Annotated in this window: 19 protein-coding genes and 3 tRNA genes; 3 read left to right on the top strand and 19 right to left on the bottom strand. The window is 36.8% G+C overall.

The features are described 5' to 3' along the window. Window positions 1–2: 2 nt before the first annotated feature. The 7 genes from AC3RV6_RS17215 to AC3RV6_RS17245 form a co-directional block, all read right to left on the bottom strand. Window positions 3–89, bottom strand: coding sequence for a hypothetical protein (locus tag AC3RV6_RS17215; protein WP_489749298.1), 87 nt, complete (start codon window positions 87–89; stop codon window positions 3–5). 808 nt (window positions 90–897) lie between these two features. Then, a complete protein-coding gene (locus AC3RV6_RS17220; protein ID WP_489747183.1) occupies window positions 898–2979 on the bottom strand; it encodes a methyl-accepting chemotaxis protein in 2082 nt (693 codons plus the stop codon). Between the two features lie 186 nt (window positions 2980–3165). Beyond that, a complete protein-coding gene (gene pstA, locus AC3RV6_RS17225) occupies window positions 3166–4050 on the bottom strand; it encodes a phosphate ABC transporter permease PstA (protein ID WP_489747184.1) in 885 nt (294 codons plus the stop codon). A 1-nt stretch (window position 4051) separates the two neighbouring features. Further along, window positions 4052–5008 (bottom strand): phosphate ABC transporter permease subunit PstC, encoded by a 957-nt coding sequence (pstC, locus tag AC3RV6_RS17230; protein WP_489747185.1) that lies wholly within the window; start codon window positions 5006–5008, stop codon window positions 4052–4054. 97 nt (window positions 5009–5105) lie between these two features. Continuing rightward, window positions 5106–6113 (bottom strand): PstS family phosphate ABC transporter substrate-binding protein, encoded by a 1008-nt coding sequence (locus tag AC3RV6_RS17235; RefSeq protein WP_489747186.1) that lies wholly within the window; start codon window positions 6111–6113, stop codon window positions 5106–5108. A 187-nt stretch (window positions 6114–6300) separates the two neighbouring features. Continuing rightward, window positions 6301–6492 carry a YwbE family protein gene (locus AC3RV6_RS17240; protein WP_489747187.1) on the bottom strand — a complete coding sequence of 64 codons (192 nt, stop codon included), beginning with the start codon at window positions 6490–6492 and terminating at the stop codon, window positions 6301–6303. A 33-nt stretch (window positions 6493–6525) separates the two neighbouring features. Beyond that, complete coding sequence (locus AC3RV6_RS17245; RefSeq protein ID WP_489747188.1) at window positions 6526–8097, bottom strand: amidohydrolase; 1572 nt, start codon at window positions 8095–8097, stop codon at window positions 6526–6528. A 108-nt stretch (window positions 8098–8205) separates the two neighbouring features. On the opposite strand from AC3RV6_RS17245, the gene AC3RV6_RS17250 reads away from it, so the two are divergent. The 3 genes from AC3RV6_RS17250 to AC3RV6_RS17260 all read left to right on the top strand — a co-directional run bounded on the left by AC3RV6_RS17250 (window position 8206) and on the right by AC3RV6_RS17260 (window position 12606). Further along, window positions 8206–8646, top strand: coding sequence for a YtoQ family protein (locus AC3RV6_RS17250; protein ID WP_489747189.1), 441 nt, complete (start codon window positions 8206–8208; stop codon window positions 8644–8646). A gap of 186 nt (window positions 8647–8832) precedes the next feature. Next, window positions 8833–9606 (top strand): phosphate ABC transporter ATP-binding protein PstB, encoded by a 774-nt coding sequence (gene pstB, locus AC3RV6_RS17255; RefSeq protein ID WP_489749299.1) that lies wholly within the window; start codon window positions 8833–8835, stop codon window positions 9604–9606. 264 nt (window positions 9607–9870) lie between these two features. Then, window positions 9871–12606 carry an ATP-binding protein gene (locus AC3RV6_RS17260; RefSeq protein ID WP_489747190.1) on the top strand — a complete coding sequence of 912 codons (2736 nt, stop codon included), beginning with the start codon at window positions 9871–9873 and terminating at the stop codon, window positions 12604–12606. Window positions 12607–12858: 252 nt separating this feature from the next. On the opposite strand, the gene AC3RV6_RS17265 is transcribed toward AC3RV6_RS17260, so the two are convergent. The 12 genes from AC3RV6_RS17265 to AC3RV6_RS17320 form a co-directional block, all read right to left on the bottom strand. Beyond that, window positions 12859–13224, bottom strand: a complete 366-nt coding sequence (locus tag AC3RV6_RS17265; protein ID WP_489747191.1) for a response regulator transcription factor — start codon at window positions 13222–13224, stop codon at window positions 12859–12861. A 200-nt stretch (window positions 13225–13424) separates the two neighbouring features. Next, window positions 13425–15029, bottom strand: coding sequence for a GGDEF domain-containing response regulator (locus tag AC3RV6_RS17270; protein ID WP_489747192.1), 1605 nt, complete (start codon window positions 15027–15029; stop codon window positions 13425–13427). Window positions 15030–15117: 88 nt separating this feature from the next. After that, complete coding sequence (gene glmM / locus AC3RV6_RS17275; protein ID WP_489747193.1) at window positions 15118–16467, bottom strand: phosphoglucosamine mutase; 1350 nt, start codon at window positions 16465–16467, stop codon at window positions 15118–15120. Between the two features lie 40 nt (window positions 16468–16507). Continuing rightward, window positions 16508–17812, bottom strand: coding sequence for a CdaR family protein (locus tag AC3RV6_RS17280; protein WP_489747194.1), 1305 nt, complete (start codon window positions 17810–17812; stop codon window positions 16508–16510). Further along, window positions 17805–18644 (bottom strand): diadenylate cyclase CdaA, encoded by an 840-nt coding sequence (gene cdaA, locus AC3RV6_RS17285; RefSeq protein ID WP_489747195.1) that lies wholly within the window; start codon window positions 18642–18644, stop codon window positions 17805–17807. The genes AC3RV6_RS17280 and cdaA overlap by 8 nt, the downstream gene beginning before the upstream one ends. A 128-nt stretch (window positions 18645–18772) precedes the next feature. Beyond that, on the bottom strand, window positions 18773–19408 hold the full coding sequence (locus AC3RV6_RS17290) for a zf-HC2 domain-containing protein (protein ID WP_489747196.1): 636 nt from the start codon (window positions 19406–19408) through the stop codon (window positions 18773–18775). Window positions 19409–19421: 13 nt separating this feature from the next. Further along, window positions 19422–19985 carry an RNA polymerase sigma factor SigW gene (sigW, locus tag AC3RV6_RS17295; protein ID WP_489747197.1) on the bottom strand — a complete coding sequence of 188 codons (564 nt, stop codon included), beginning with the start codon at window positions 19983–19985 and terminating at the stop codon, window positions 19422–19424. Window positions 19986–20200: 215 nt separating this feature from the next. Continuing rightward, window positions 20201–21106 carry an arginase gene (gene rocF / locus AC3RV6_RS17300; RefSeq protein ID WP_489747198.1) on the bottom strand — a complete coding sequence of 302 codons (906 nt, stop codon included), beginning with the start codon at window positions 21104–21106 and terminating at the stop codon, window positions 20201–20203. After that, a complete protein-coding gene (locus AC3RV6_RS17305) occupies window positions 21103–23229 on the bottom strand; it encodes a sensor domain-containing protein (protein WP_489747199.1) in 2127 nt (708 codons plus the stop codon). Before AC3RV6_RS17305 ends, rocF begins: the two co-directional genes overlap by 4 nt. A 197-nt stretch (window positions 23230–23426) precedes the next feature. Beyond that, window positions 23427–23498, bottom strand: a tRNA-Gln gene (locus AC3RV6_RS17310). A 154-nt stretch (window positions 23499–23652) separates the two neighbouring features. Continuing rightward, window positions 23653–23734 (bottom strand) — tRNA-Tyr (locus tag AC3RV6_RS17315). Between the two features lie 177 nt (window positions 23735–23911). Beyond that, window positions 23912–23983 (bottom strand) — tRNA-Glu (locus AC3RV6_RS17320). Window positions 23984–24111: the final 128 nt, after the last annotated feature.

Here is a 24111-nt window from a genome sequence, read left to right on the forward strand (position 1 = left end):
TTTCAGATTTTAATTTCTTCTTTTATTAACGCAGTAGGAATTTCACGCACAAATTCCAACGCACTTTCCCCATCGCTGTGAAAACAAATCGTATGTACCTGATTTCAAATTTAAATTCGCTAAATAATTAATAGTCACCCCGCCAACCTTTTCATATGTAGTTTCTGAATAAGTAAAATTTAGCTGATAAGAAACGGAAAACGTTGCATGCTTTTCAACCAATGTTGATTAGTTCCCAAATTGCGTTGATAAGTTCTACTAATTCGTTGCATACTCTGGAAAACGTTGCGTACTTTTCAACCAATGTTGATTAGTTCCCCGATTGCGTTGATAAGTTCTACTAATTCGTTGCATACTCTGGAAAACGTTGTAGACTTTTCAACCGATGTTGATTAGTTTCCCGATTGCGTTGATAAGTTCTACTAATTCGTTGCATACTCCGGAAAACGTTGCGTACTTTTCAACCAATGTTGATTAGTTCCCCGATTGCGTTGATAAGTTCTACTAATTCGTTGCATACTCTGGAAAACGTTGCGTACTTTTCAACCAATGTTGATTAGTTTCCCGATTGCGTTGATAAGTTCTACTAATTCGTTGCATACTCCGGAAAACGTTGCGTACTTTTCAACAAATGTTGATTAGTTCCCCGATTGCGTTGATAAGTTCTACTAATTCGTTGCATACTCCGGAAAACGTTGCATGCTTTTCATCCGATGTTGATTAGTTTTCCACATACGGTGATTACTTTCAGAAATTTGTTACTAAGTTCCGCCACACACATTGCGCACTTTTGGAAACACTCTCCCAAAAATCTCTTTTCAAGCAAAAATCCATATGAAAATACCACAACCATATAGATTGTGGTATGCATTAATAACTCAACTCATTTACACCGCATCACAATTTAAAACTTCTCACAGTGTCTTGTAGGTCACTTATTAATTCGTGTAATTGTGCAGTGGAAATACTTACTTTTTCAATGTCTTTCATTTGGTTTTGCATGATGCTCGAAATTTCTGTAGATGCTGCTGCTTGCTCCTCTGAAATACCCGAGATGCTTTCAATTTCAGTAGCCAATCGATTTGCCTCATCAGTAATGTCATAAATGGTGTTTACATTAATTTTAATAAGCCCATTAATGTTCTCGATTGACTTTGAAAGATTATGAATGGATTGCTGAACAACACCTACAACAATCGTTTGTTCCGAAGTAGTTTCTTGAACTTCCGACATTGCATCAACTGTCAGACTCGTATCTTTATAAATTTCTTCAACAATTTTCCGGATATGGCCCGTCGATTCTTTAGACTGGGTTGCGAGTGAACGAATTTCATTGGCCACGACGGCGAAGCCTTTACCAGCTTCTCCTGCCCTGGCAGATTCTATCGCCGCATTTAAAGCAAGTAAATTTGTTTGATCGGCAATCGCTTGTATAGTTGCTAATACAGTTACAATGTTAGCCGTTTTATCATTTAAACGTGTGATCACATGTCCAATATGATCAGCTGCTTGTTCATTTTTCTCTGTAGTCTTAACTAAGTTTTGTAAAACTTCAATGCCTTTTATTTGCTCAATTAAAACCTGATCTGTCATCACATTAATATGAGCCGTCGACTTAGACAACTCAACACATTCGTCTGATAAATGACGGGTAATTTCAGAACCTTTTTGAACGTACGATGCTTGTTCCCCATTGCTTGACGCCATTTCTTCTATAGAAGTTGTTACTTCCTCAGAAGACGCAGCCGTTTCTTCAGATATCTGTGATAATTCGGCAGAAGCCACGATTACTTTACCGGAGATTCCCGTAATATTTGATGCCATTTCATGTAGCTGCGACGTCATTCGGTTAAAGTTTGAAGCGATTTCTCCAATTTCATCTTTACTCATAACTGCTGTTTGAATCGTTAGGTCCCCATCTTGAACTTTTTTCATATCTTCTACTAATTTATGTATAGGCTTTGTCATTTTATTACTTAATAATAAGGCCACGATAATACTTATAACTACACTTACTAAAGCAATTATTAAAATAATTTTTTTAATCAAATCAACACTCTTATATACTTCTTTTTTAGGTGAAGATAAAAGAAGATAATGTCCATTTGAAAGCTGACTAAATGAAACGATTTCTTCATTTCCATCCACTTGTGTCGAAACGACTGCTAATTGTTCTTCTACTACTTTTTTAGACAACTCCGCTTGAACATCTTCAAGTGTATTTTCATTCCCGTATGTAGGATGAATCAAAAATGTTAAATCACGATTCAGTAAAGCGCCATAACTACTAGGGGTTGGTTTCATTTCGGCAACAGCATTCGTAAATAAATCAAAATTAATATCCATACCAACCACGCCTACTTCAACACCATCTTTAAAAAGGGGTACGACATAACTTATCATATCAACATCAATATTATCATTATGATAAGGGTCTAGCCACGTCGCCTCTTTAGCATTAATCGGTGTATAATACCAACCTACATGCGCAATATCACTTGGATCATATTGACTAAAATCCGTTGGCACCAGTTCATCCATAATCCCATCATTATAAACATCTACATGAAAAAGGCCCGAAGTAGGTTCCGTAAAATCAGGATTAAATCTTACATAAACAGCCATTGCACCATCTGTTTCTTTCCCATATTGTCTTGCAATTGGTCTGACTTCTTCTTGAATTTGTCCCACATATTCCGGACTTGTTTGTAGCAATTCCACGTCATCCAACATTAATAAGGTTGTCATTGCCAATCCATCAACTGAGGATTCAATTTTTTCTATCGTACTGCTAAGGTCCTTTGCGTGGTTTTCAACGGATAGTTTCGCGTTATTAAAAGCATACTCCTCAAGCAACTCTTTACTTTTTGTTATACTAACCGTCCCCATAATAATGACGATAAAAAGACAACAAGCCACCATGACAGTCATTAGTTTATGCTTCATCTTAAATCCAAGTTTTTGTTTTCTAGTGGCCATTTACTTTCCTCCGACTCAACTTTTTATATTCACAATAGATTCGAAACTCTATAAATAAAGGAACTAATGAAATAAGTACTTGCTTTCACTGCTGTTATTCCTATAAATAGTATTAATAGAACAAATAATAAATAGTAATAACCCAGCATTTTTTTGCTAGGCCATAACCGTTTTTATAGTTTCAAATCAATATCTATGTTGAAATTTATTTCGAATGACAATTGCAATTGAGTTTAAAATAATCAAAGTTAGAAGTAGTACGATAATCGTTGCCGCTGCTAAGTTCGCATATTCAGCCATTAAAGAGGAATCACTCGTCCAGTAATAAATTTGCATTGGTAGCACTGTAAATTTATCGAATATTCCGCCTGGAAAAGGCAATAATAGCGCTGGTATTCCAATCACTACAAGTGGCGCAGTCTCTCCAATTGCACGTGATAACGAAAGAATAGCCCCTGTTAATATACCTGGTATAGCAACTGGTAAGATTACATTCCTAATCGTTTGCCATTTTGTTGCACCCATACCGTAAGATGCTTCACCAAAGTGTCCTGGCACAGCACGAAGCGCTTCTTGGCTAGCCACGATAACAATTGGAAGAATTAAAAGCGACATCGTTAATCCGCCAGCTAATACTATGTTTCCAAAATTTAATGCTCTAACAAAAACAGTCATTCCTAAAATACCGTAAACAATTGAAGGAACGCCTGCCAAGTTCGAAATGTTCGTTTGAATCAGCGCTTGAAACCGCCCTTTTTTCGCATATAATTCTAAGTAAATAGCTGTCCCTACACCTAAAAACATCGTTACAGGTGCAACGACCACCATTAACCAAAGTGTTCCGAGAATTGCACCCATGATTCCCGCTCGTGCTGGTTGGGTCGAAAGTTTGCCGGTAAGGAAGTCCATGTTTATCCAACCTATTCCTTGAGCCATGACCCTATAAACTAAAACTCCTAAAATTAAGAGCCCAAAGAGTGTGGATAATAAAAATATGAATTTCGCCAGGTTATTAATCATCAACCTAAAGTTTATTCTTCTCAATACTTGTCTCTGGTTTGTTTTATTCATATTAATACTCCTCCCTAAATCTCTTAGAGATATATCTTGCAACGAAATTCATTACAAGTGTGAAAACAAAGAGCGTCATCGCTACCGCATATAAACTGTAATAGATTGTTGAACCTGCTGGAGCATCTCCGCCTGTTACTTCAACGATATATGCGGTCATCGTCTGCATAGACTGTGTAATATCAAATGTGAAATTCTTTGTACTTCCACTTGCAATCGTCACAATCATCGTTTCGCCAATTGCACGGGATATCCCTAAAATGAAAGAAGCAATAATTCCCGACAATGCTGCTGGAATGACAACTCGTCTTGTCACCTCTAGTTTAGTAGAGCCCAAAGCAAAAGCACCTTCACGCATCGTATTCGGAACTGAACTCATCGCATCTTCAGATAACGATGCAATCATCGGTATAATCATGACACCCATTACTAAACCTGGACTAAGTATATTCGTTGCTTCAAGTCCCGGAATAAAACCTTTCAATAACGGCGTAATAAATGTAAAGGCGAAAAAACCATAAACAATCGTCGGGATGCCCGCAAGAATTTCTAATAATGGTTTGACGACTTTTTTAACTTTAGCTGATGCATATTCACTTAAATAAATCGCAGTCATTAAACCAATCGGTGCCGCAACAAGCATGGCTATGAGAGACGACGTAATCGTTCCCATCAGAAGTGGGAGTACACCGAATTCAGGCGTTTGACTCAATGGTTTTAACACTGTTCCTGTGAAAAATTCGCTCATCGGAACGCGCTTGAAAAACTCAATAGTTTCTTTCGACAGTGTGTAAATAATGCCGATAGTCGTCAAAATTGAGACAGAAGCTATCATGAAAAGAATAATAGGAATTAGCCTCTCTAGTGTATTTCTGAAATTCCTATCTTTCCTCTTTTTATCAATCAACTCTCTAATGCTATCTTCAGTTTTTCTAGGAATTGTATGATTAATGCTCATATTACAATGAAGCTCCTTCCATCTCGCGTAAATTTAAAAGAAGGAGCTGTCCGGAAAGTCATAAGAGACTTAAAGGACAACCCTTATTAAGACCTTTTTACTTTAAACCTTCTAAGAAAGAGATGTTCTCTTTAACTTCTTCTTCAGGGATTGGTGCGAATCCAGTTTCCCCAGCAAATTTATTTATGTTGTTTAAAGCATAAATAGCATAATCTAATACTTGTGGTTTCGCTTTTGCATGATCAACATTTAAATAAGTGAACACTGGGCGAGTAAAATCTGCATAGGCCCCATCTTCAGAAATAGTATCTAATGCCGGCTCAACTGAACCACTACCGAAGTCTACATTAACAGCCTGTAACTTATCTGTATTGTTCACATAGTAACCAAATCCGAAGAACGCAATGCCGTTTTTATCTTCAGAAACTAAACTAACGAGTGTTGAGTAGTCTTGTTGTAAATTGACACCATCTACTAGATCTTGCTCATCTAAAATACTTTCATAGAAAAACTCATATGTTCCGTGGTTTTCGTTCGGCCCCATTGGCTTGATGTCTTCATCTGGCCATTCCGGGTTAATATCTGACCATTTTTTAATGCCGCCGTCTGCTTTAAAGATGCTTATTAATTGTTCTGCTGTTAATTCAGTAGCCCAATCATTATCCTTATTGATTACAAATGTTAGTCCGTCTAGCGCTACTTTTAATTCCTTAACTTCAATACCTAGTTTTTCAGCTTCAGCTGCTTCTTCATCTTTAATATGACGAGAAGCATCATTGAAGTCTGTTCCCTCATTTACAAGGAATTTTTTAAATCCTGCTCCTGTTCCTGCTCTGCTTACTTCAACAGAGACGCCTTCTTGCTCATTCACCATATATTCTTCTGCTATTCTAGCCATTAATGGATAAACTGTTCCAGACCCGTCAATAACAACGCTTCCTTCTAACGCTGTTGTTTCACTTGCGCTGTCTACTTTACTTTCAGTTTTTTCAACATTTGCGTTATCATCATCTTTTTCAGTACCTTCTTTATCTGCCCCACAAGCTCCAACCATTACTGCTAGTGCAGCGATTACTAAGAATAAAAGAACCTTTTTAATTTTCAATTGATTTTTTCCTCCCTTGATATAGGCTTGCTGTTTTGTTTTTCTTACTTACATTTCATACTTTAAAGGACAAGTGTTAAGCCAGTGTGCGTTTTTTGTAAAGCTGTTGTAAAGATAAAAATATGCTCTATTCATTATTTTTCAGCAAACAAAAAAGCGCTCAGGCATTTACCCAAACGCTTTTTTCTTATAATATTTCGCACACGCGTCCAACTTGTCCATCTTCAAGCCGAACTTTAATACCATGTGGATGGAACTTCGAGTTTGTCAGTAAGTCTTTAACAACCCCTTCAGTTTTAATTCCTGACCGCTGATCTTTTTTCAAGATAACTGCCACTTTTAAACCAGGTTTTACATCATCACGATTTTGTCCGTTCATATTTTATTCCTCCTTTTTACTAATCAAATAAGATTATTTACAAGCGTACATGACTTCACCAGCAACGACTGTCATGACGACCTTCGCAGTTAATATATCTTCAACCTCAACGTTGAATAAATTTCTATCGAGCACAGTGAAGTCTGCATCGAATCCAACTGCAAGTTTACCACGGGATTCTGATTTGCCTATTATTGCAGCACTACCCGTCGTAAATAATCCGACCGCTTCAAAACGGCTCAGTTTTTCGTCTGGTAGATAACCATCATGCGATTCACCAGGTTCACGTCTCGTAACTGCTGCGTATATACCAGACAGTGGGTCGACATCTTCAATTGGCGCGTCAGAACCCCCACCGCAAATAAAACCTTTATCTAGCAGTTTTTTCCAAGCATACGCCCATTCTAAACGGTCTTCTCCTAAACGCTCCATTACCCACGGGAAATCTGAGGGAACAAATGCAGGCTGTATATCCAATATGATTGGTAACTTCTCCATTCTTTCAACAAGATCATCACGCAATACGTTGACATGAATCAAACGATCTCGTTTTCCCGCCGGTGCAGGATTTTCCTCAATTGCATCGAGTGCTTTTTCCACTGCACCATCTCCAATTACATGAACCGCAATTGCTGCATCGTATGATCTAGCTAGTGCAACCAATTCTCTTAATTCTTCATCAGAGTGTACTGCCATACCAGACGTTTCTGGGGCGTCCGAATAAGGCTTGCTTAGAAGTGCAGTTTTACCGCCAAGTGCACCGTCGACAAAAAACTTCATCGCTCCTGGTTCTATCCAAGGCTCATCATAAGTAGCTCCATCCTCCATTAACTTTTTAAACACACTATGTCTCAGCAGCAAGTGTGCACGAAACTTATTCTTTTCGTTAATAACATTTTTAAATGCTTGTAATGGGTTGTCATATTCTCCGTAATAACCGAGGTCATCCGTATGGCCACCCGTTAGTCCTAATGAAAGCATGTCATTAACCGATTTTCGCAAAGCGCGTGTCAGCGTTTCTTCAGTTTGTTCGCATATCAAACCTAATACAAAATCCTGTGCACCTTCCAATAAATACCCCGTCGGCTCACCGTCTTCATCTCTTACAATGACGCCATCTATTGGATCTGGACTATCTTTTGTAATACTTGCGAGTAATAGAGCTTTTGAATTAGCTAATACAGCATGACGGCACGCCCTCTTTAGGACCATTGGAGAATCGGTTACTTTATCAAGTTCATATCTAGTAAAAATTTTCTTATCTGGAAAACTATTTTCATTCCAACCTTCTCCTACGAACCACTCATCGACACTTAATCCTGGATAAGCGTTATATAGCATATCCAGCATTTCATCTGATGACGTCGCCTTTGCCAAATCCAAACTAAGTAATTTTTCACCATGGCCAATCATATGCAAATGACTATCCACAAAGCCCGGATACAAAACAGCCCCTTGCAGATCAACCTCAGCTTTTGCCTTTGTTTTCATTTCTTCATATGAGCCTGTCTCTATTATTTTCCCGTTGTCAGTCAATAACGCCTCTAATGTTACGCCTTCGCTTTCCATTGTATAAATTAATCCATTATGCCAAACTGTTTTCATGTTACTCACTCCTTGCTCTACTTACTATTGTAAGCTTACGGGCATTTCTGAGCAATCTCAAGGGCATAAATGTTATAATAAAAGAAATACATACAGGAGGGATTTATTATGCGATTAAGCGTTTATCTTGCAGGAGAAATTCATACTTCTTGGCGTGAAGAAATCAAACAGAAAGCGGCTGCACTAAAATTACCAATCGATTTTGTAGGACCAATGGAAGATCATGATCGGTCTGATAATATTGGCGAACAAATCTTAGGGACACAACCAGATGCAATATTAAAAGATGCAGCTGCTTCAAGTTTTAACAATCTACGAACAGAGATATTGATGAAAAAAGCTGATCTTGTCATCGCGCTTTTCGGCGAACAGTATAAGCAGTGGAATACTGCAATGGACGCAAGCGCCGCCGTTGCATTCGGCAAACCACTTATTCTTATTAGAAACAAAGAGCATCATCATCCACTTAAAGAACTGTCACGTAAATCTAGTGCCACTGTTGAAACAGTCGACCAAGCCATCAAAGCACTTCATTACATTTTCGAATAAACGACAAGTACTCTATAATTTAGTAGAGTACTTTTTTATTTTACAAAATCTTTACATAGTCTTCACACTACCTCAACAATTTCTCGGTATGATTACTTTACATAGTAGTATTGCTCGAAAATTGTTAGGAGGATAACAATGACTTTATTAGTAGACCGAAAAAATATTGACCAAAAGCTACGGGTTATGAATAATGAAAACTGGAAAAAACCCGTTTATGAAACATCTAGCCTGAACGTTTGGTACGGTTCCAGCCACGCACTTAAAAACATAAACCTGTCGATTAATGAGAAAGAAGTAACTGCAATTATTGGGCCATCAGGATGTGGAAAATCAACTTATATCAAGACATTAAACCGGATGGTAGAAACGGTCCAAGACGTTAATATTTCCGGTAACATTACATTTATGGATAATAATATTTTTGGAAATTCCATGCCAGTTGAGGTGCTTCGGTCAAAAGTAGGTATGGTCTTTCAAAAACCAAACCCTTTCCCTAAATCCATTTTTGAAAATGTAGCATTCGGCCCTAAAATACATGGTATACGAAATAAAGCATTGTTAGAAACTATTGTTGAAGATAGTCTTCGTAGAGCCGCACTTTGGGAAGAAGTGAAAGATCGACTTCATAAACCAGCGTATGGACTGTCTGGAGGTCAACAACAACGACTTTGTATTGCTAGATGCTTAGCAGTTGATCCAGAAGTGATTCTCATGGACGAACCTACGTCTGCACTTGATCCGGTTTCCACATATAAAGTGGAAGAGTTGATTGATTCGATTAAAAACGACGTAACAATCGCCATTGTGACGCATAATATGCAACAAGCTTCCCGAATTTCAGACCGTACTGCCTTTTTCCTAAATGGTGAAATTGTCGAAGCTGACCGCACTTCAGTCTTATTTAGTAATCCAACCGATAAACGGACAGAAGATTATATTAACGGGCGGTTCGGTTAACTAAAGAATATAAGTTTTTCATTGGTTATCTTCAATTTAGCGGAATCTACTAAATTGAAGATAACCTTTTTTGGTTCCATATGGTAAAATATACTTAATATTTACAGTGAAAAGAGGCCGAATAATTTGAGTGGAAAGGGTATTAGGCACCAATATCTAAAAGTCATGTTTATCACTTTGGTTTTATCTCTTGCATTCTCCTTAGCTACATACATATATATGCAAAAGTCATGGTCCGAATTGAAAAAGGAGCAGGAAGTATCTTTGGAAAAAGCAAGATCTATAGACAATTTAGCGACCTCTCTCAATCAAGTTTTCTTTCGCGTAAGGGGCTATTATGCATTTCAAATTGAAAACGAATTAAACCTTGCTTATAAAGAGATTGGTCATGTACACGAAGCAATCGACAATCTGCGTACCCTTCCACTAAGTAAAGAAGAACGCGAACTAATAGAGGAAATGGAAAAATTCTTTATTAATTATGAATCGACCATCTTACCTAACGCGCTATTACTCGTTGAAAATAACGATTATAAAGCACTACGCGCACTATCACTAGATGGATCAAACGCTACAATTAACCGACTCATTGCTTATTCCAAGCAATACGAAAAACGCGTCTACGATAAAGTAGATGTCGTTTTAGAAAAAACCATGAAGCAATCAAGAATATTTTCAGTCATTCTTTTTCTTTTTGGCGCAGTTCTCCTAACTGTCGTAACAGTTACAACTTGGCAATTTATTAGTAATTTCATCGTACCAATTGAAAGAATGAAATCAACAGCTGATAAATATCATGCCGGCGCAGATTTCACATTTCGTCCAATTGAAAGAACTGATGAAATTGGTGCACTTTCCGCTTCCTTCTCAAAAATGATTACGACAATACAATCAAAAACAGAAGAGATGACGGCCCAAAATGAAGAATTACTTATGCAACAAGACGAGTTATATAAAAATCAATCAATTATGGAAAGTGCCTTAAGCGATGCACGTTTTGCTAAAATCCGTTTGGAACGTTATAACGGGTTAAGCCACAAATTATCATTCACTTTAGATAAGCAAGAACTAGTCGATACAGCGTTAGACTACTTCGATAGTGTTTATTCAATTGATATAGGGGCATTTTGGCTATTCGAATCAGATGAATTCGCAATAAAAGGAATGACTAGTAAAGCTTTTTTTGAATTCAAAGAAAAACAAGCAGACTATATTAATGTACGTCTTGAAAAGGAATCTTATTTTACTGTGAAACGTGAAGCTGTCTATGAGAAAGGAATCTCGACTTCTGTTAATTACGCATATGACTTTTACGCAGCAATAAAAAATAGCAATGCTCAATTTAGTACTGCAATAGCTATATCACGTGTGGGACGCCCATTTTCCAAAGAGGATATGCATGATATATTCGGCCTACTCAACCGGTTTGCATTAGTTGTAGACCGTATAGAACAATATGAAAGTTCTAATCATGAACGTTTACTTAACAAAAATGTGATTGATAATGTAAATGAAGGTATTCAGTTTGTTTCAATTAAAGGGGTCATCGAAAGAAAAAACCATGCTTTCAAAGGAATGCTAGATTTAGATAATGTGTTAAAAAGTATAGCTAATGACCAGTCTAAATGGATTGACTATCTGTCAAATAAAGTTAATGATCCTACTAGTCTAAAACAATTTTTTACAGATGCGCTTAATTCAGAAGTTAGCGGTACATTACAAACCTCTTACACAATACCTGGTAAATTGCCAAGAGTCATTGATGTTTATAGTGTCCCCATTGTTATGGAAGACGAAAAAGTAGGTACTATTTTCGTTCATCGTGATATTACACAAGAACACGAGATTGATCGGATGAAGACTGAACTTGTTTCAACGGTTAGCCACGAATTACGAACGCCTTTATCTAGTATTCTTGGCTTTACAGAACTACTTTTATCAAGAAATATTGATGTTAGTCGTCAGAAACTTTATTTAGAAACGATTCAAAAGGAAGCCAAAAGACTTACAAATCTTATAAATGACTTTTTGGATTTACAAAGCATGGAACACGGAAATCAACTCTATAATATGACAGAAATATCTCTCTTAGAAACAGCAACGAACATGGTTGAAAGTTTCCAAATTAGTGATTTACACTCAATAAATATAGTAGACTATACAAACAATATGCTTGTTCAAGCTGACGCTGATAGGATATCGCAAGTATTTACAAATTTATTAAGTAATGCATTAAAGTTTTCTCCAGATGGCGGTTCAATAATAATTGGCCTATCAAAGAATTCAAGCTACATCATCGTTTCAATTCGTGATGAAGGTATTGGTATTCCAGAAATTAATAATGCTAAAATGTTCGATAAGTTTCAACGGCTTGACAGTGGATACAGTAGTAAAATAGGCGGTACTGGTCTAGGGCTAGCGATTTGCAAAGAAATTATTGAGAGTCACGAAGGTGAAATTTGGATTGAATCTGCTGTTGCTAAAGGAACGACTGTTTATTTTTCCTTACCATTACAAATAAACATAGAATCCAGTAAAAGTCTGACTAATAATTCACCTACTGTACTAATCGTCGAAGATGACGAAAGCATCGCCTTACTCTTAGCGGAAGAACTTAAAACAAAAGGTTTTTCCGTAACTTATCAATGCAGCGTTGACGCCGCATTGAAATCAGTGAAAGATTCGCTTCCCGCCTGTATTGTTGTTGATATATTACTCAGTACAGAACTAACTGGTTGGGATTTTGTAAAACAATTAAAAGATAAAAAATTGACAAAAAATATTCCAATTATTATTTCATCTGCTCTAGATAAACAGAATAACCTTTTAAAAGAGTTCAGCATCAATCATTACATGACAAAACCATATCCACCTCACAAATTATCTGAGACTATAATTGATGTTTTGCATACTACTGATGGACGTATTTTATACCCAGTAATTGATTCTAGTATTATCAATAGTAAATGCGCCTCGACAGCCGCTGAAAAAGTCCAATAAAATTATTTTCTCTTAGAAAACTGTTGATTTCCCATAAACAAAATAATAAGTAGTCTATTTCTTTATAAAACCCAAAGGAAAGCAACTATTTAGCTCGTAATGTAATATCTCTAAGGGTAGCCTTTAATATATGAACGTTGAATGAAAAACAGTAACATCTACACACCTACCCAAACATATAACTTTTCAAATAACTAAAAAGCTGCTTTATGCTCCGGATTAATCCGATGCATAAAGCAGCTTTTCCTATTGTTATTTTGCAAATATTTGATTGACTAATTGTAAAAGGGCATTTGGACTAAAAGGTTTTGGCATGAAATACTTCGCACCATTTTGATAGGCTAGATTTCGATCAGCTTGTTGTGTTTTTGCAGTCAACATAATGACCGGAATATTTAAATTTAATGATTTCATTTTCTCAAGTACTTCCATCCCAGTTAATTCTGGCATCATATAGTCAAGAATAATTAAATCATAATCCGACTCTATAATTTTCTTAAAGCCTACTCTACCATCTTCCGCCTCATCAATAGAATACCCTTCAAATTCAAACGTATCAACAATGAGCATGCGCAAAATATCCTCATCATCTACTACTAAAATATTTTTCTTTTTCATATTAATCTTACCTCCTCATCACAACACTCAATTTATCTGTATTCAGCAGAAGTTCCAGACTTCTATAATTGAAAATAGGAAGAGTGGAAATTCACTTTCTATTGAACTGCGCGAGAAACTAAACTCCCTCTTAAAGAATAGATATTTTCACCTATGCTTAGGATTTACTAGTGTTGGTAATACCAGGCGTAATTAAATAATTAGATAAAAAATCTATTCGAAAGTTGTTGAATACGAGCTAAGGCATCTGATGGTTTGAATGGTTTCATTATATAATCATCTGCGCCAAGCCATAAGGCCGCTTTAATATCAGACTCCCCAGTACGCGCAGTCATCATCGCAATGATAACGTTACTTTCATTGAATTCGTTTTTTAATCGCCCCAAAACTTCTAGTCCGTCCATTTTAGGCATAATTCCATCCAATAAAATGATGAAGTTTTCTTCTGGACTATACCAATCTGTTTCAAGAAAGTCTGGTCCATTTGAAAATGCGTGCACAATTACATCGACGTTAGATAATTTCCACTCGGATACTTTTTCAAAAAGTATTGTTCGAAGTAGTACATCATCGTCAACTATAAAAATATGTAGCTTACGTTTCAATATCGCTACTTCCGATTGATAAATAACCGTTTTATTGCGCCCAGTCCGTTTAGCAGAATAAAGAGCTTGATCTGCTGAAGAGACTAATTGCGTTGGATCTCCTTGATACATTGCAATGCCCGCCGAGAATTGAACCGGGAAGGGTTGGTCTCCTGCTCGAAAAATAAGTTCACTAAATTCTGAACGTATTCTTTCCACAAGTATTGATGCATCTTCAGCACATCCACCAGTTACTAGTAACGCGAATTCCTCGCCACCGTACCGGAAAACATGATCCGTTTCTCTTTTCATTTTCAGAGCAATTCTTCCAAGTTTTCTAAGGACTTCATCACCTGCAGGATGACCAAATTGATCATTTACTTTCTTAAAAAAATCGATATCAATCATAACAAGTGAAAATTCAGATCCAGCTCGATTCGCATTTTCTGATAAATAATGAAGCATTTCATCAAAATGTCGACGATTTCCAACACCAGTTAAGCTATCTGTTATTATCGATTCATCTATCATTTTTCTCGTTGCTTCACGATTAAACAGGTAAGAAATAAAAACATCTGTATCAAGAGGTTTTGCAATAAAATCCATTGCTCCCCTTTCATATGATTTAATTCTGTTATCTCTACTATCATCTACGCTCATGATTGCAATCGGAACATGTCTTGCTCTTGCAATATCCGCAATTTGATCCAGGATTTCAAATCCACTCATGTCAGGTAGATGTAAATCGAGCAGGATAATATTAGGACGCATTGAATAAAACATATCTAACCCTCGTTTTCCATTCAATGCAATTGCAACTTGTGCACCCATATTTCCAAGCAACTCTTTTACATAAGAAACAAATTCCAAATCATCATCGATAATTAGCACAAACACTTCTTTTTCGAACTTAAGATTAGCCTTATTCTCTAGAATTCGTTCACTTGTTTCATCGATTCCTTCTAAAAACTGTCTGATTCTTAACTTAAATTTAACAAGTGTCGATGTCGGAATTAAATTCTCGTTTTCTTCGGATAATATATTTAACTGGGAAGAACAAAATGCAGACAATATTTCTAACCCGATTGTCCCTGAAGTTCCTTTTAACTTATGTAAAAACTCATATAATTCCTTTTCGGAAATGTTTTCTTTTTCGTCCCACTCAGAAAAAGTTCTTTCGATTCTTTTATATAGTAACTCTTGATATTTATTTATAACCATAAACACAATAGCTCCTTTCTAAAAATTTAACATGAAAAAAGACCAAAAATACCATTAAACGGGCATTTTGGTCTTCACTAAGACAGTCTTAATCTAGTCCCATTTCCTCTTGAACGACTGCAACAATACGCTCTACATGACGTTTACAATCATCCGCACTAGGAGCCTCAACCATTACGCGCACAAGCGGTTCAGTACCTGAAGGTCTCACTAACACCCGACCATTTCCAGCCATTTCCTCTTCAACTTCTGAAATAACTTTTGCTACCACAGCATTTTCAGCTACAGCGGTTTTATCAGATACACGTACATTTACTAACTCTTGTGGAAATATAGACATTTCACTCGCTAAATCAGAAAGCGTTCTACCCGTTGATTTCATTATATTTACCAGCTGAAGTCCAGTTAAAAGTCCATCACCTGTCGTATTATAGTCAAGAAATACAATATGGCCTGATTGCTCGCCGCCTAAGTTATAATTTCCTTTTCTCATTTCCTCAACAACATGTTTATCGCCAACTGCGGTTTTCACACTATTCATACCGTGTTCTGCCAATGCTTTATAAAATCCTAAATTACTCATAATTGTTGAAACAATTGTTCCAGATTTCAAGCGGCCTTCCGAATGTAAATAGCGGCCTATAATGAACATAATCTGATCTCCATCAACAATCTTACCATTTTCATCGACAGCAATAAGCCTATCTCCATCACCATCAAACGCTAGACCAATATTAGCTCCTTTTTCAATTACGAGTGAAGCTAGTTTCTCAGGGTGTGTTGAACCGACTTGATCATTAATATTAAGTCCATTAGGAGAAGCTCCCATAGTTGATAAATCAGCATCCAAGTCAGCAAACACATGGGTCGCTAATGTCGAAGTCGCACCATGCGCACAGTCTAGCGCAACATGTATACCCGTAAATTGCTCATCTACGGTCTGTTTTAAGTATTGGATGTACTTCTGTCCACCTTCAAAGTATTCCGTGACCGATCCTACATTTGCTCCTATTGGTCGTGGCAGTGTATCTTCTTGTTCATTTAGTAAACGTTCAAATTCCAATTCTTGCTCATCAGTCAACTTATAACCGTCTGCTCCAAAGAATTTAATACCATTATCTTCAACAGGGTTATGTGAAGCAGAAATCATTACACCAGCATCCGCATTCATTACACGCGTCAAGTAAGCGACACCAGGCGTACTAATTACACCTAATGTCATAACTTCTACACCTGTTGATAATACTCCAGCAATTAATGCGTTTTCCAGTAGATGACCTGAAATACGCGTATCACGACCTACAAGCACCCGTGGTTTATTTTGTGTTTCTTTCGTTAATATATGACTTCCTATTCTACCTAATCTAAAAGCTAATTCAGGCGTCAATTCTTCGTTTGCTATTCCACGGATACCATCAGTGCCAAAATACTTTTTCAATTCAATCTCTCCTTCAATCCTGTACGTTGTAATAAAAACTTCATGCCAACTCAATTTTCAATGTTACTTCATCATCTGAAATGGTCCATTTTATATCCTCTGGACCTTTTATCAATACCGGGAGGATAATCTCCCCTTCTTCAACGACACTGTTTGCATCAACAGAAATGGTAAAGTCCGATTTCTTCAAGTTATTAATAACATCAGTTTTCGCCGTAACAGATAGCTTCAATAATCCGTTTATTGGTTTTAATAATGTACTTTTAAACTGTTGATTCAAACCAATCACGTTAACTGAAATATTATCAAATTCCACTGTAGATGCAGGTTTTATCTGTTCTTCAGTTTCTACTTTTGATATTTCTTCTTCTGCTGCTTCGTCTTCTGCACTATCTTCAGTTGCTGCTGTTGTTGTTGCTTTGACATCTACCTTTATGACATTCGTCGAAAGTGACGACACACCTTTGGGTTTCTTAATTTCAACATCAAGCTTTTCTGAGCCTTTTATTTTAGAGACATCCACATTTACTTTAAACTCTTTAATTTCGTCTAAAACGCTATTTGGACCAAAAAGTTTTATAAACTTCGTCTCAGTCGTAAGAGACTCAATAGCTACCGTCTCATCAGTCGTTCCCACTTGTTCTAATAAAACTGGGACTTCTTTGCTATTTTCTTCTACTTCGACTTTTACAGTAACACTTTGCGGTTCAAGTTCAACATTTAACTTATTTAAATCTCTGTCTAATACACGTATTTTTGCTTGTTGTTCAAATGATTTGCTAAATCCTTGTTCCCCTGACACGGTCGCTTTTACAAAGCTAATTGAATCAATAATGCTTTTCGCACCAGTAATTTCAATCGTAGACGGTGAAACTTCCATATTTACTACATTAAAACCATCTGCTGCTAATCTTTTATTTAACTCTGGCTCCACTTTAAACGTCTGTGTAACTTTTTCTTCTATTAAAACATCAATCGTCGAAGGGTCTATTCGAACATCTAGTTTATTAGACATGTTTTCACTTTGTATTTGTACATGATGTTCACCCATTGTAAGTGTTCGCAAATCGACGAATAACGTGAAGTCTTTAATTAACTTTGTTGTCTGCACGATATTTATTGGACCTTCAATTTTAACATTTACAGTTTCAGGAACACCTGTAACAACTAAATTTTCATCATCATAATAAATTTCTACTGGGACTTCTAGAATAGTATCAATTTGATCTCCAACCGTTTTACCATTTAGATTACTATCTTCTGCTTTAACAGAAAAGAATAAAATAATCGCAAGAAATAAGGCAGTAAAACGAAGAGACCATGGGCTATCCATAAACTTATCCATTTTTCTTCACGCCCCATTTCCATCTAGAGGTGCTCGGCTGGTCAGTCGGTATTTCACCAAACCAAACCTTACGTAAACGTAATTCAAACTCTTCAATAGTCAAATCTCTGTTAATATCACCATCTGAAGCAATGCTAATTGCACCAGTTTCTTCGGAGACGATAATAGTGACTGCATCCGTTACCTCACTTAGGCCAAGAGCAGCCCTATGCCTCGTTCCAAGCTCTTTTGAAATAAATGGACTTTCTGATAGCGGTAAATAACAGCCCGCCGCCTCAATTCTGTTCTTCTGAACAATTACTGCTCCATCATGTAAAGGTGTATTTGGTATAAAAATATTAATAAGCAATTCAGACGTCAGTACAGAATTTAGCGGTGTACCTGTTTCAATATATTCACTTAGACCGGTTTCTTTTTCAATGGAAATTAATGCGCCAATACGACGTTTCGCCATATAGTTAACCGATTTAGATAATGCTTCTACAAGACGATCCCGTTCTTCCTCTTCCTGCGACATTGTCCGCGCAAAAAGCCTACCTCTACCTAGTTGTTCAAGTGCCCGACGAAGCTCTGGCTGGAAGATAATAATAATTGCCAGGAATCCCCAAGTAAGCACTTGCTCCATCATCCATCTTAAAGTATCAAGTCCAAAAAAGTCCGTTAAAATACGAACGATTATAATGACAAATATTCCTTTCAATAGCTGAACAGCTTTCGTTCCTTTAATAATTTTAATTAGTTGATAAAAAACAAACCAGACTAGAAGCACATCCACGATATTAATGAATGCTGCAACCGGACTGAGGTCAACTATTTTCTCTACAAATGGCATGTACTTCGCCTACCTTCATCAACGGTTTCATATGCATCTAGTATAACATAACAACCTTCCACTATGCTTACCTCAGACGTGTGAAAAGCGACCCGTTACGCTCATGGCGATAATTCCGGTCGCTTGTTCTACTCCTCTAACGAATCTTCTTGTTGCTTCTTTGGAAAAACATCCTTAATTGTAGTCTTCATTTTATACCATAACCAATCAAAAGCCTTATTAATTTCTTCACTTTCCCCAGTTACTACTGCTGTGGAAGCCATATATTTTGACCCGTTAATAACTGTGATATCGCCCTCAACTGCGCCTTCAACTCTAAGTTCACCATTTTTCACAATGACATCACCCTTTATTGTGACCCCTTCAGGAACTAGGACTGTTCCACTATCGATAACTAAATCAGGTTGCATAGTCACTGAAAATTGTTGATCATCACCGTAGTTCGAAAATAAAGATGCACTCATCAAAATAAAGAACATAGCAGCGGCAACAAGTATAGGATGCTTGCGTAGCCACCTATGAACTCCGACTTGTGATTTCTCCTTTGGTAAACGCGCCATAACATTTTCAACAAATCGCTCAGGTGCATTTATCGGATCTGCACTCTCTAGAAGTTCCGTAGCGGCAGTTAATTCAATCATTATTTCATTGCATAAAGTACAACTAGCAAGGTGCGTATCCAATTCTCGTTGCTCATCTTCACTAATTTCACAATCTAAATACGCATGCATATAATCAACGATATATTCTGGACAGGTATTCATAATAATTTCCTCCCTACAAATTACCCATCTGTTTTCTAAGGGCTGCTCGCCCTCGGTGGACACGTGTCTTCACGGTCCCAAGTGGTAATCCCAAAATGTCACTGATTTCTTGCAACGGCAATTCTTCCATATATCTTAATATGATAACCGATCGATAACGATCTGAAAGTCTGCTAATTTCATACTGAATTCTTTTTTGCGTTTCCATTCGCTCTATTTCATCTTCAGGTAATTCATCCTCTGAAGCGATTTTTGAATACATCGTCAAACCATCCGTACCTGGCACATTTGCATCTAGATAATAGTCAGGCTTTTTCTTCCGTATTCGATCAATGCATAAATTCGTTGCTATACGAAATAACCATGTTGAAAACTTTCGGCTCTGATCAAATGTATGAATATTGACATAAGCCCGGACAAAAGCTTCTTGCGCGATGTCTTCCGCTTCTTGGCGATTATTTAACATTCTATAACACACATGATAAAGGCGGTGTTGAAATAAGGTTACAATTTCTTCAAATGCATCCTGATTTCCTTTTATAACCTCATTTATTTTTTTGTTTATCAACTCGTCCATGGCAAATTCTCCTCCGCCCTATGCGGCTATTCCTTCTATACGAGTGAAGGTATCAACAGGTTTCATTTATTTTAAATATAAATTAACTTTACCATCGTTTACCATTTAATTCTAACAATCTATATTCGAACTTATATTAATTTGAGAAACTTGGTAATTTTATAGAAATAGAAAAAAGTCCATCTCCTAATTAAAAGATGGACTCAACTTTAAAACTAAATTAATTTTTCACCAAATAGCGAACCCATTAGTGCGACTGCAACATCAGCTGTTTTATTTTTTTCATCTAAAATCGGATTTACTTCTACGAACTCGGCTGATGTAATAATACCCGACTCCTCAAGCATCTCCATTGCCAGGTGGCTCTCGCGGTAGCTAATCCCTCCCTGAACCGGCGTCCCGACTCCTGGGGTATAAAGCGGATCTAGCCCATCTAAATCAAGCGATAAATGAACACCATCAACTTCTTTGGACGCCAAGTAGGAAATCGCATCTTCCATAACCGCCGACATGCCATTTCTGTCAATTTCATGCATCGTATAAACTTTTATACCTCGCTCTTTAATCAAAAGACGTTCCCCCGGATCTACAGAGCGCGCACCAATGATTACAATGTTTTCAGGCTTAACTTTCCTTCCTTCTTTATATATATTTACTAAACGCTCATCGCCTAGACCTATGCTTACAGCAAGCGGCATACCATGAATATTGCCCGAAGGAGAAGTTTCACTCGTATTCATATCAGCGTGTGCATCGTACCAAATCACGCCTAAATTGCTATATTTATTTGAAAGTCCTGCTAACGTACCAATCGCAATACTGTGATCTCCGCCTAATATAAGCGGAAAACTTTCACCCTTTATAACATCCGCTACCTTCTCAGCTAACAACGTGTTCGATTTTAAAACTTCCTTTAAGTTTTTCAAGTTTAACTCCTCAGGCTCTGTACATCTGATAGCATCAACAGGAATATTTCCTTCATCTTTCACTTTGTGCCCAATCGCCTCTAGCCTTGCAACTAACCCCGCGTACCTAATCGCACTGGGCCCCATATCAACACCACGCCGACTTTGTCCAAGATCCATAGGCACGCCAATAACTGTAACTTCTAACTTCTTCATATAGAACGTCCTCCTTTATTTAAATATGTATTTTTGAAAGTCTTCTCACATTCCTCGGGTCGCGTCGGTTTACTGAATAAATACCCTTGTCCTATTTGACAGCCATTTGCTACCAATATATCAACTTGTTCCTTCATTTCAATACCTTCAGCAACAACATTTAAGCCAACCGTTTTCGCTACGAATAAAATCGCTTTAACTATCGCAAGACTTTCTTCATTTATATGAATATCCCGTATAAAAGACATATCAATCTTAAGCGTATCCGCAGGCAACTCTTTAATATAGCTAAACGAACTATATCCTGTACCAAAGTCATCGATAGAAACCGTAATACCAAGTTCTTTAATACTCATAATCTTATCCATTATACCTTCCCTATCCGCAAACGCACTTTCAGTCAACTCAAAGTCAATCAGTTCCGGCTTAACATCATACTCATTTAATATGTTTTTAATGAATGTAAGGAATGACGGTTCCTCTAATTGGATTGCCGAAATATTTACAGACATTGTAAATAAATAACCACTACCCTGCCAATACTTCGCCTGCTTAAACGCTTCACGTAAAATCCATTCACCAAGCGGTATAATAATTTTTGTTTCTTCAGCGACAGGAATAAATTTATCGGGTCTTATTCTTCCTAAATCAGGATGGTTCCAACGAACAAGAGCCTCCACACCTACCATTTCACCACTCGCAAGATTAACTTGAGGTTGGTAATCGAGCGTGAAATGACCAAGTTTAACACTTTTTCGTAATTCATTTTCCAAAAGTATCCTTTCCAATGTTTTCTTTGCAGTACCGTGCTGATATATCTTATATCCATTACCACCATGCGCCTTCGTGTCCTGAAGTGCTTTCTCTGCTTTTACCCCAAGTTCTGAAGGGTCGCTAGCATGTTCTGGAAAAATTGCTATCCCACAACTTGTGGATAATATATATTGTTGACCTGCTAATTCTATTGGTTCTTCAAGGTAACTTTGTACTTCTTCTGTAATTTCCATAGCGTGAGCAGCATCTTCAATATCTCGTAAAACAAATGCAAATTCATCTCCATCAATCCTGCCCACCGAATCGTCATAGCGCAGGACCTCCTTCAATCTTTTAGCAACAACTGATAATACATAATCCCCAGCATCATGGCCAAATGAGACGTTCACATAACGAAGACGATCTATATTTAAATAAACAAAGCCTAATTTAGAATTATTTTGCTTTGCCCATTCCATTTCTTCATAAATTTTCTTCCGCAACGATGTTCTGTTAAGTAATTCCGTCAACTGATCATTATACAGTAAGTTATTTATCATTCTTTCTGATTCCTTACGCGTTGTAATATCCCGCATGACAAGTATGACTTTTCCATTATATTTACCAGGTTCCTGAACTAAATTAATAGATGTCTCCATATAAATAGTTTTCCCAAGCGCATCACTAATACGAAACTGCATTGAATTATGGGTCTTATCCCCACTAGCTACTAAATTTAATTTATTTCTTACACTTGACTGGTCTTCAGCAACTACAATTGAACATAAATCATGTCCGCACAGCTGTTTAATATCATACCCAAGTATTTCCGTATGTGAAGGAGAAACATACATATATTTCATTTCTTCGTCTACTACACAAATATATTCTGAAGCATTTCTTGTAATTAAGCCATAAATCTCTATGCTTTTACGAAGCTCTTCCTCTAACTTCTTCTGAAGCGTAATATCACTCCGAATAGAAATGTATTGATATGGTTTGCCTATTTCATTTATAAAAGGAACTATTGTCGTATCTACCCAATACTTCGTACCATCTTTTGCACGATTACAAATATCACCACGCCATACTAGCCCACGACTTATCGTTTGCCACATATTTATAAAAAAGGCTTTACTATGATAACCTGAATTGATAATACGATGATTTTTCCCAAGTAATTCGACTTCACTGTACTTTGAGATTTTAACAAATAAATCGTTAACATAAATTATTTCACCAGAATGATTCGTCATAGCAACAATTGCAGACTGATCTAGCGCATATGTTATATCACTTAGTTTTTTATCCGTATTATTATCATCAATGCTAGCACTGTCGCTTTGCATAAAATGCTCGTCCTTTTCCATCAAATCATCCTCAAATTTTATTAACTAAACATCAACCAATTTAATGGAGTATTCTTTTTTAAATTTAATTATTAGGTATAAATACTACTTCCAATTATACTATAAAATTATTTCAAATATATCATTTCAAATGTCTTTTTAAATACAAAAAGAGACCTTTCATAATAGGAAAGGTCTCACAAGATATTATTAATATACTGGGGTAGCTGGATTCGAACCAACGAGTAACGGAGTCAAAGTCCGTTGCCTTACCGCTTGGCTATACCCCAAAGTTTAAGTGTTGCCTGTTTTAATAAAATGTTTATCAAAAATGGAAGTTTATTTTTAACGCATAATTCGCGTTAATTAATGAAGTTTATTTTCAAGCTTTGCTTGTTTTAATGAAGTTTATTTTAACGCATAATTCGCGTTAAAAAAACTTAATGGTGGGGGGCAGATTCGAACTGCCGAACCCGTAGGGAGCGGATTTACAGTCCGCCGCGTTTAGCCACTTCGCTACCCCACCAAGATAATATAGTAAAAAGAAAGAAAAGAATAGAGATATTTTCAACACAAGTTCGTGTTGTTTCGGTAAACAATTTCCGATTAGTTCCTCGGAAATTACCTTAAGTTCAAAACTTCGTTTTGAATAGTGATTTAAGGTAGATATTTTCAACAAAAGTTCGTGTTGAAAAATCTTTAATGACCCCTACGGGATTCGAACCCGTGATACCGCCGTGAAAGGGCGGTGTCTTAACCGCTTGACCAAGGGGCCGTTTTTAAAAGTAATATAAACTTCGCATTACTGCGTCAGTTGCATTCGATCAATCAGTCACGTACTAATGTACGCTCCTTCTTTCTCTCAATTACTTTCTTGTTCTACTCGCTTCTATCACTTTTAAA

The sequence above is a fragment of the Sporosarcina sp. So3-204 genome (assembly GCF_058068165.1).

Coding starts and splice junctions, on each gene's coding strand:
- AC3RV6_RS17220 (WP_489747183.1), bottom strand. CDS start 2,979: ATGGCCACTAGAAAACAAAAACTTGGATTTAAGATGAAGCATAAACTA.
- pstA (WP_489747184.1), bottom strand. CDS start 4,050: ATGAATAAAACAAACCAGAGACAAGTATTGAGAAGAATAAACTTTAGG.
- pstC (WP_489747185.1), bottom strand. CDS start 5,008: ATGAGCATTAATCATACAATTCCTAGAAAAACTGAAGATAGCATTAGA.
- AC3RV6_RS17240 (WP_489747187.1), bottom strand. CDS start 6,492: ATGAACGGACAAAATCGTGATGATGTAAAACCTGGTTTAAAAGTGGCA.
- AC3RV6_RS17245 (WP_489747188.1), bottom strand. CDS start 8,097: ATGAAAACAGTTTGGCATAATGGATTAATTTATACAATGGAAAGCGAA.
- AC3RV6_RS17250 (WP_489747189.1), top strand. CDS start 8,206: ATGCGATTAAGCGTTTATCTTGCAGGAGAAATTCATACTTCTTGGCGT.
- pstB (WP_489749299.1), top strand. CDS start 8,833: ATGAATAATGAAAACTGGAAAAAACCCGTTTATGAAACATCTAGCCTG.
- AC3RV6_RS17265 (WP_489747191.1), bottom strand. CDS start 13,224: ATGAAAAAGAAAAATATTTTAGTAGTAGATGATGAGGATATTTTGCGC.
- AC3RV6_RS17270 (WP_489747192.1), bottom strand. CDS start 15,029: ATGGTTATAAATAAATATCAAGAGTTACTATATAAAAGAATCGAAAGA.
- AC3RV6_RS17280 (WP_489747194.1), bottom strand. CDS start 17,812: ATGGATAAGTTTATGGATAGCCCATGGTCTCTTCGTTTTACTGCCTTA.
- cdaA (WP_489747195.1), bottom strand. CDS start 18,644: ATGCCATTTGTAGAGAAAATAGTTGACCTCAGTCCGGTTGCAGCATTC.
- AC3RV6_RS17290 (WP_489747196.1), bottom strand. CDS start 19,408: ATGAATACCTGTCCAGAATATATCGTTGATTATATGCATGCGTATTTA.
- sigW (WP_489747197.1), bottom strand. CDS start 19,985: ATGGACGAGTTGATAAACAAAAAAATAAATGAGGTTATAAAAGGAAAT.
- rocF (WP_489747198.1), bottom strand. CDS start 21,106: ATGAAGAAGTTAGAAGTTACAGTTATTGGCGTGCCTATGGATCTTGGA.
- AC3RV6_RS17305 (WP_489747199.1), bottom strand. CDS start 23,229: ATGGAAAAGGACGAGCATTTTATGCAAAGCGACAGTGCTAGCATTGAT.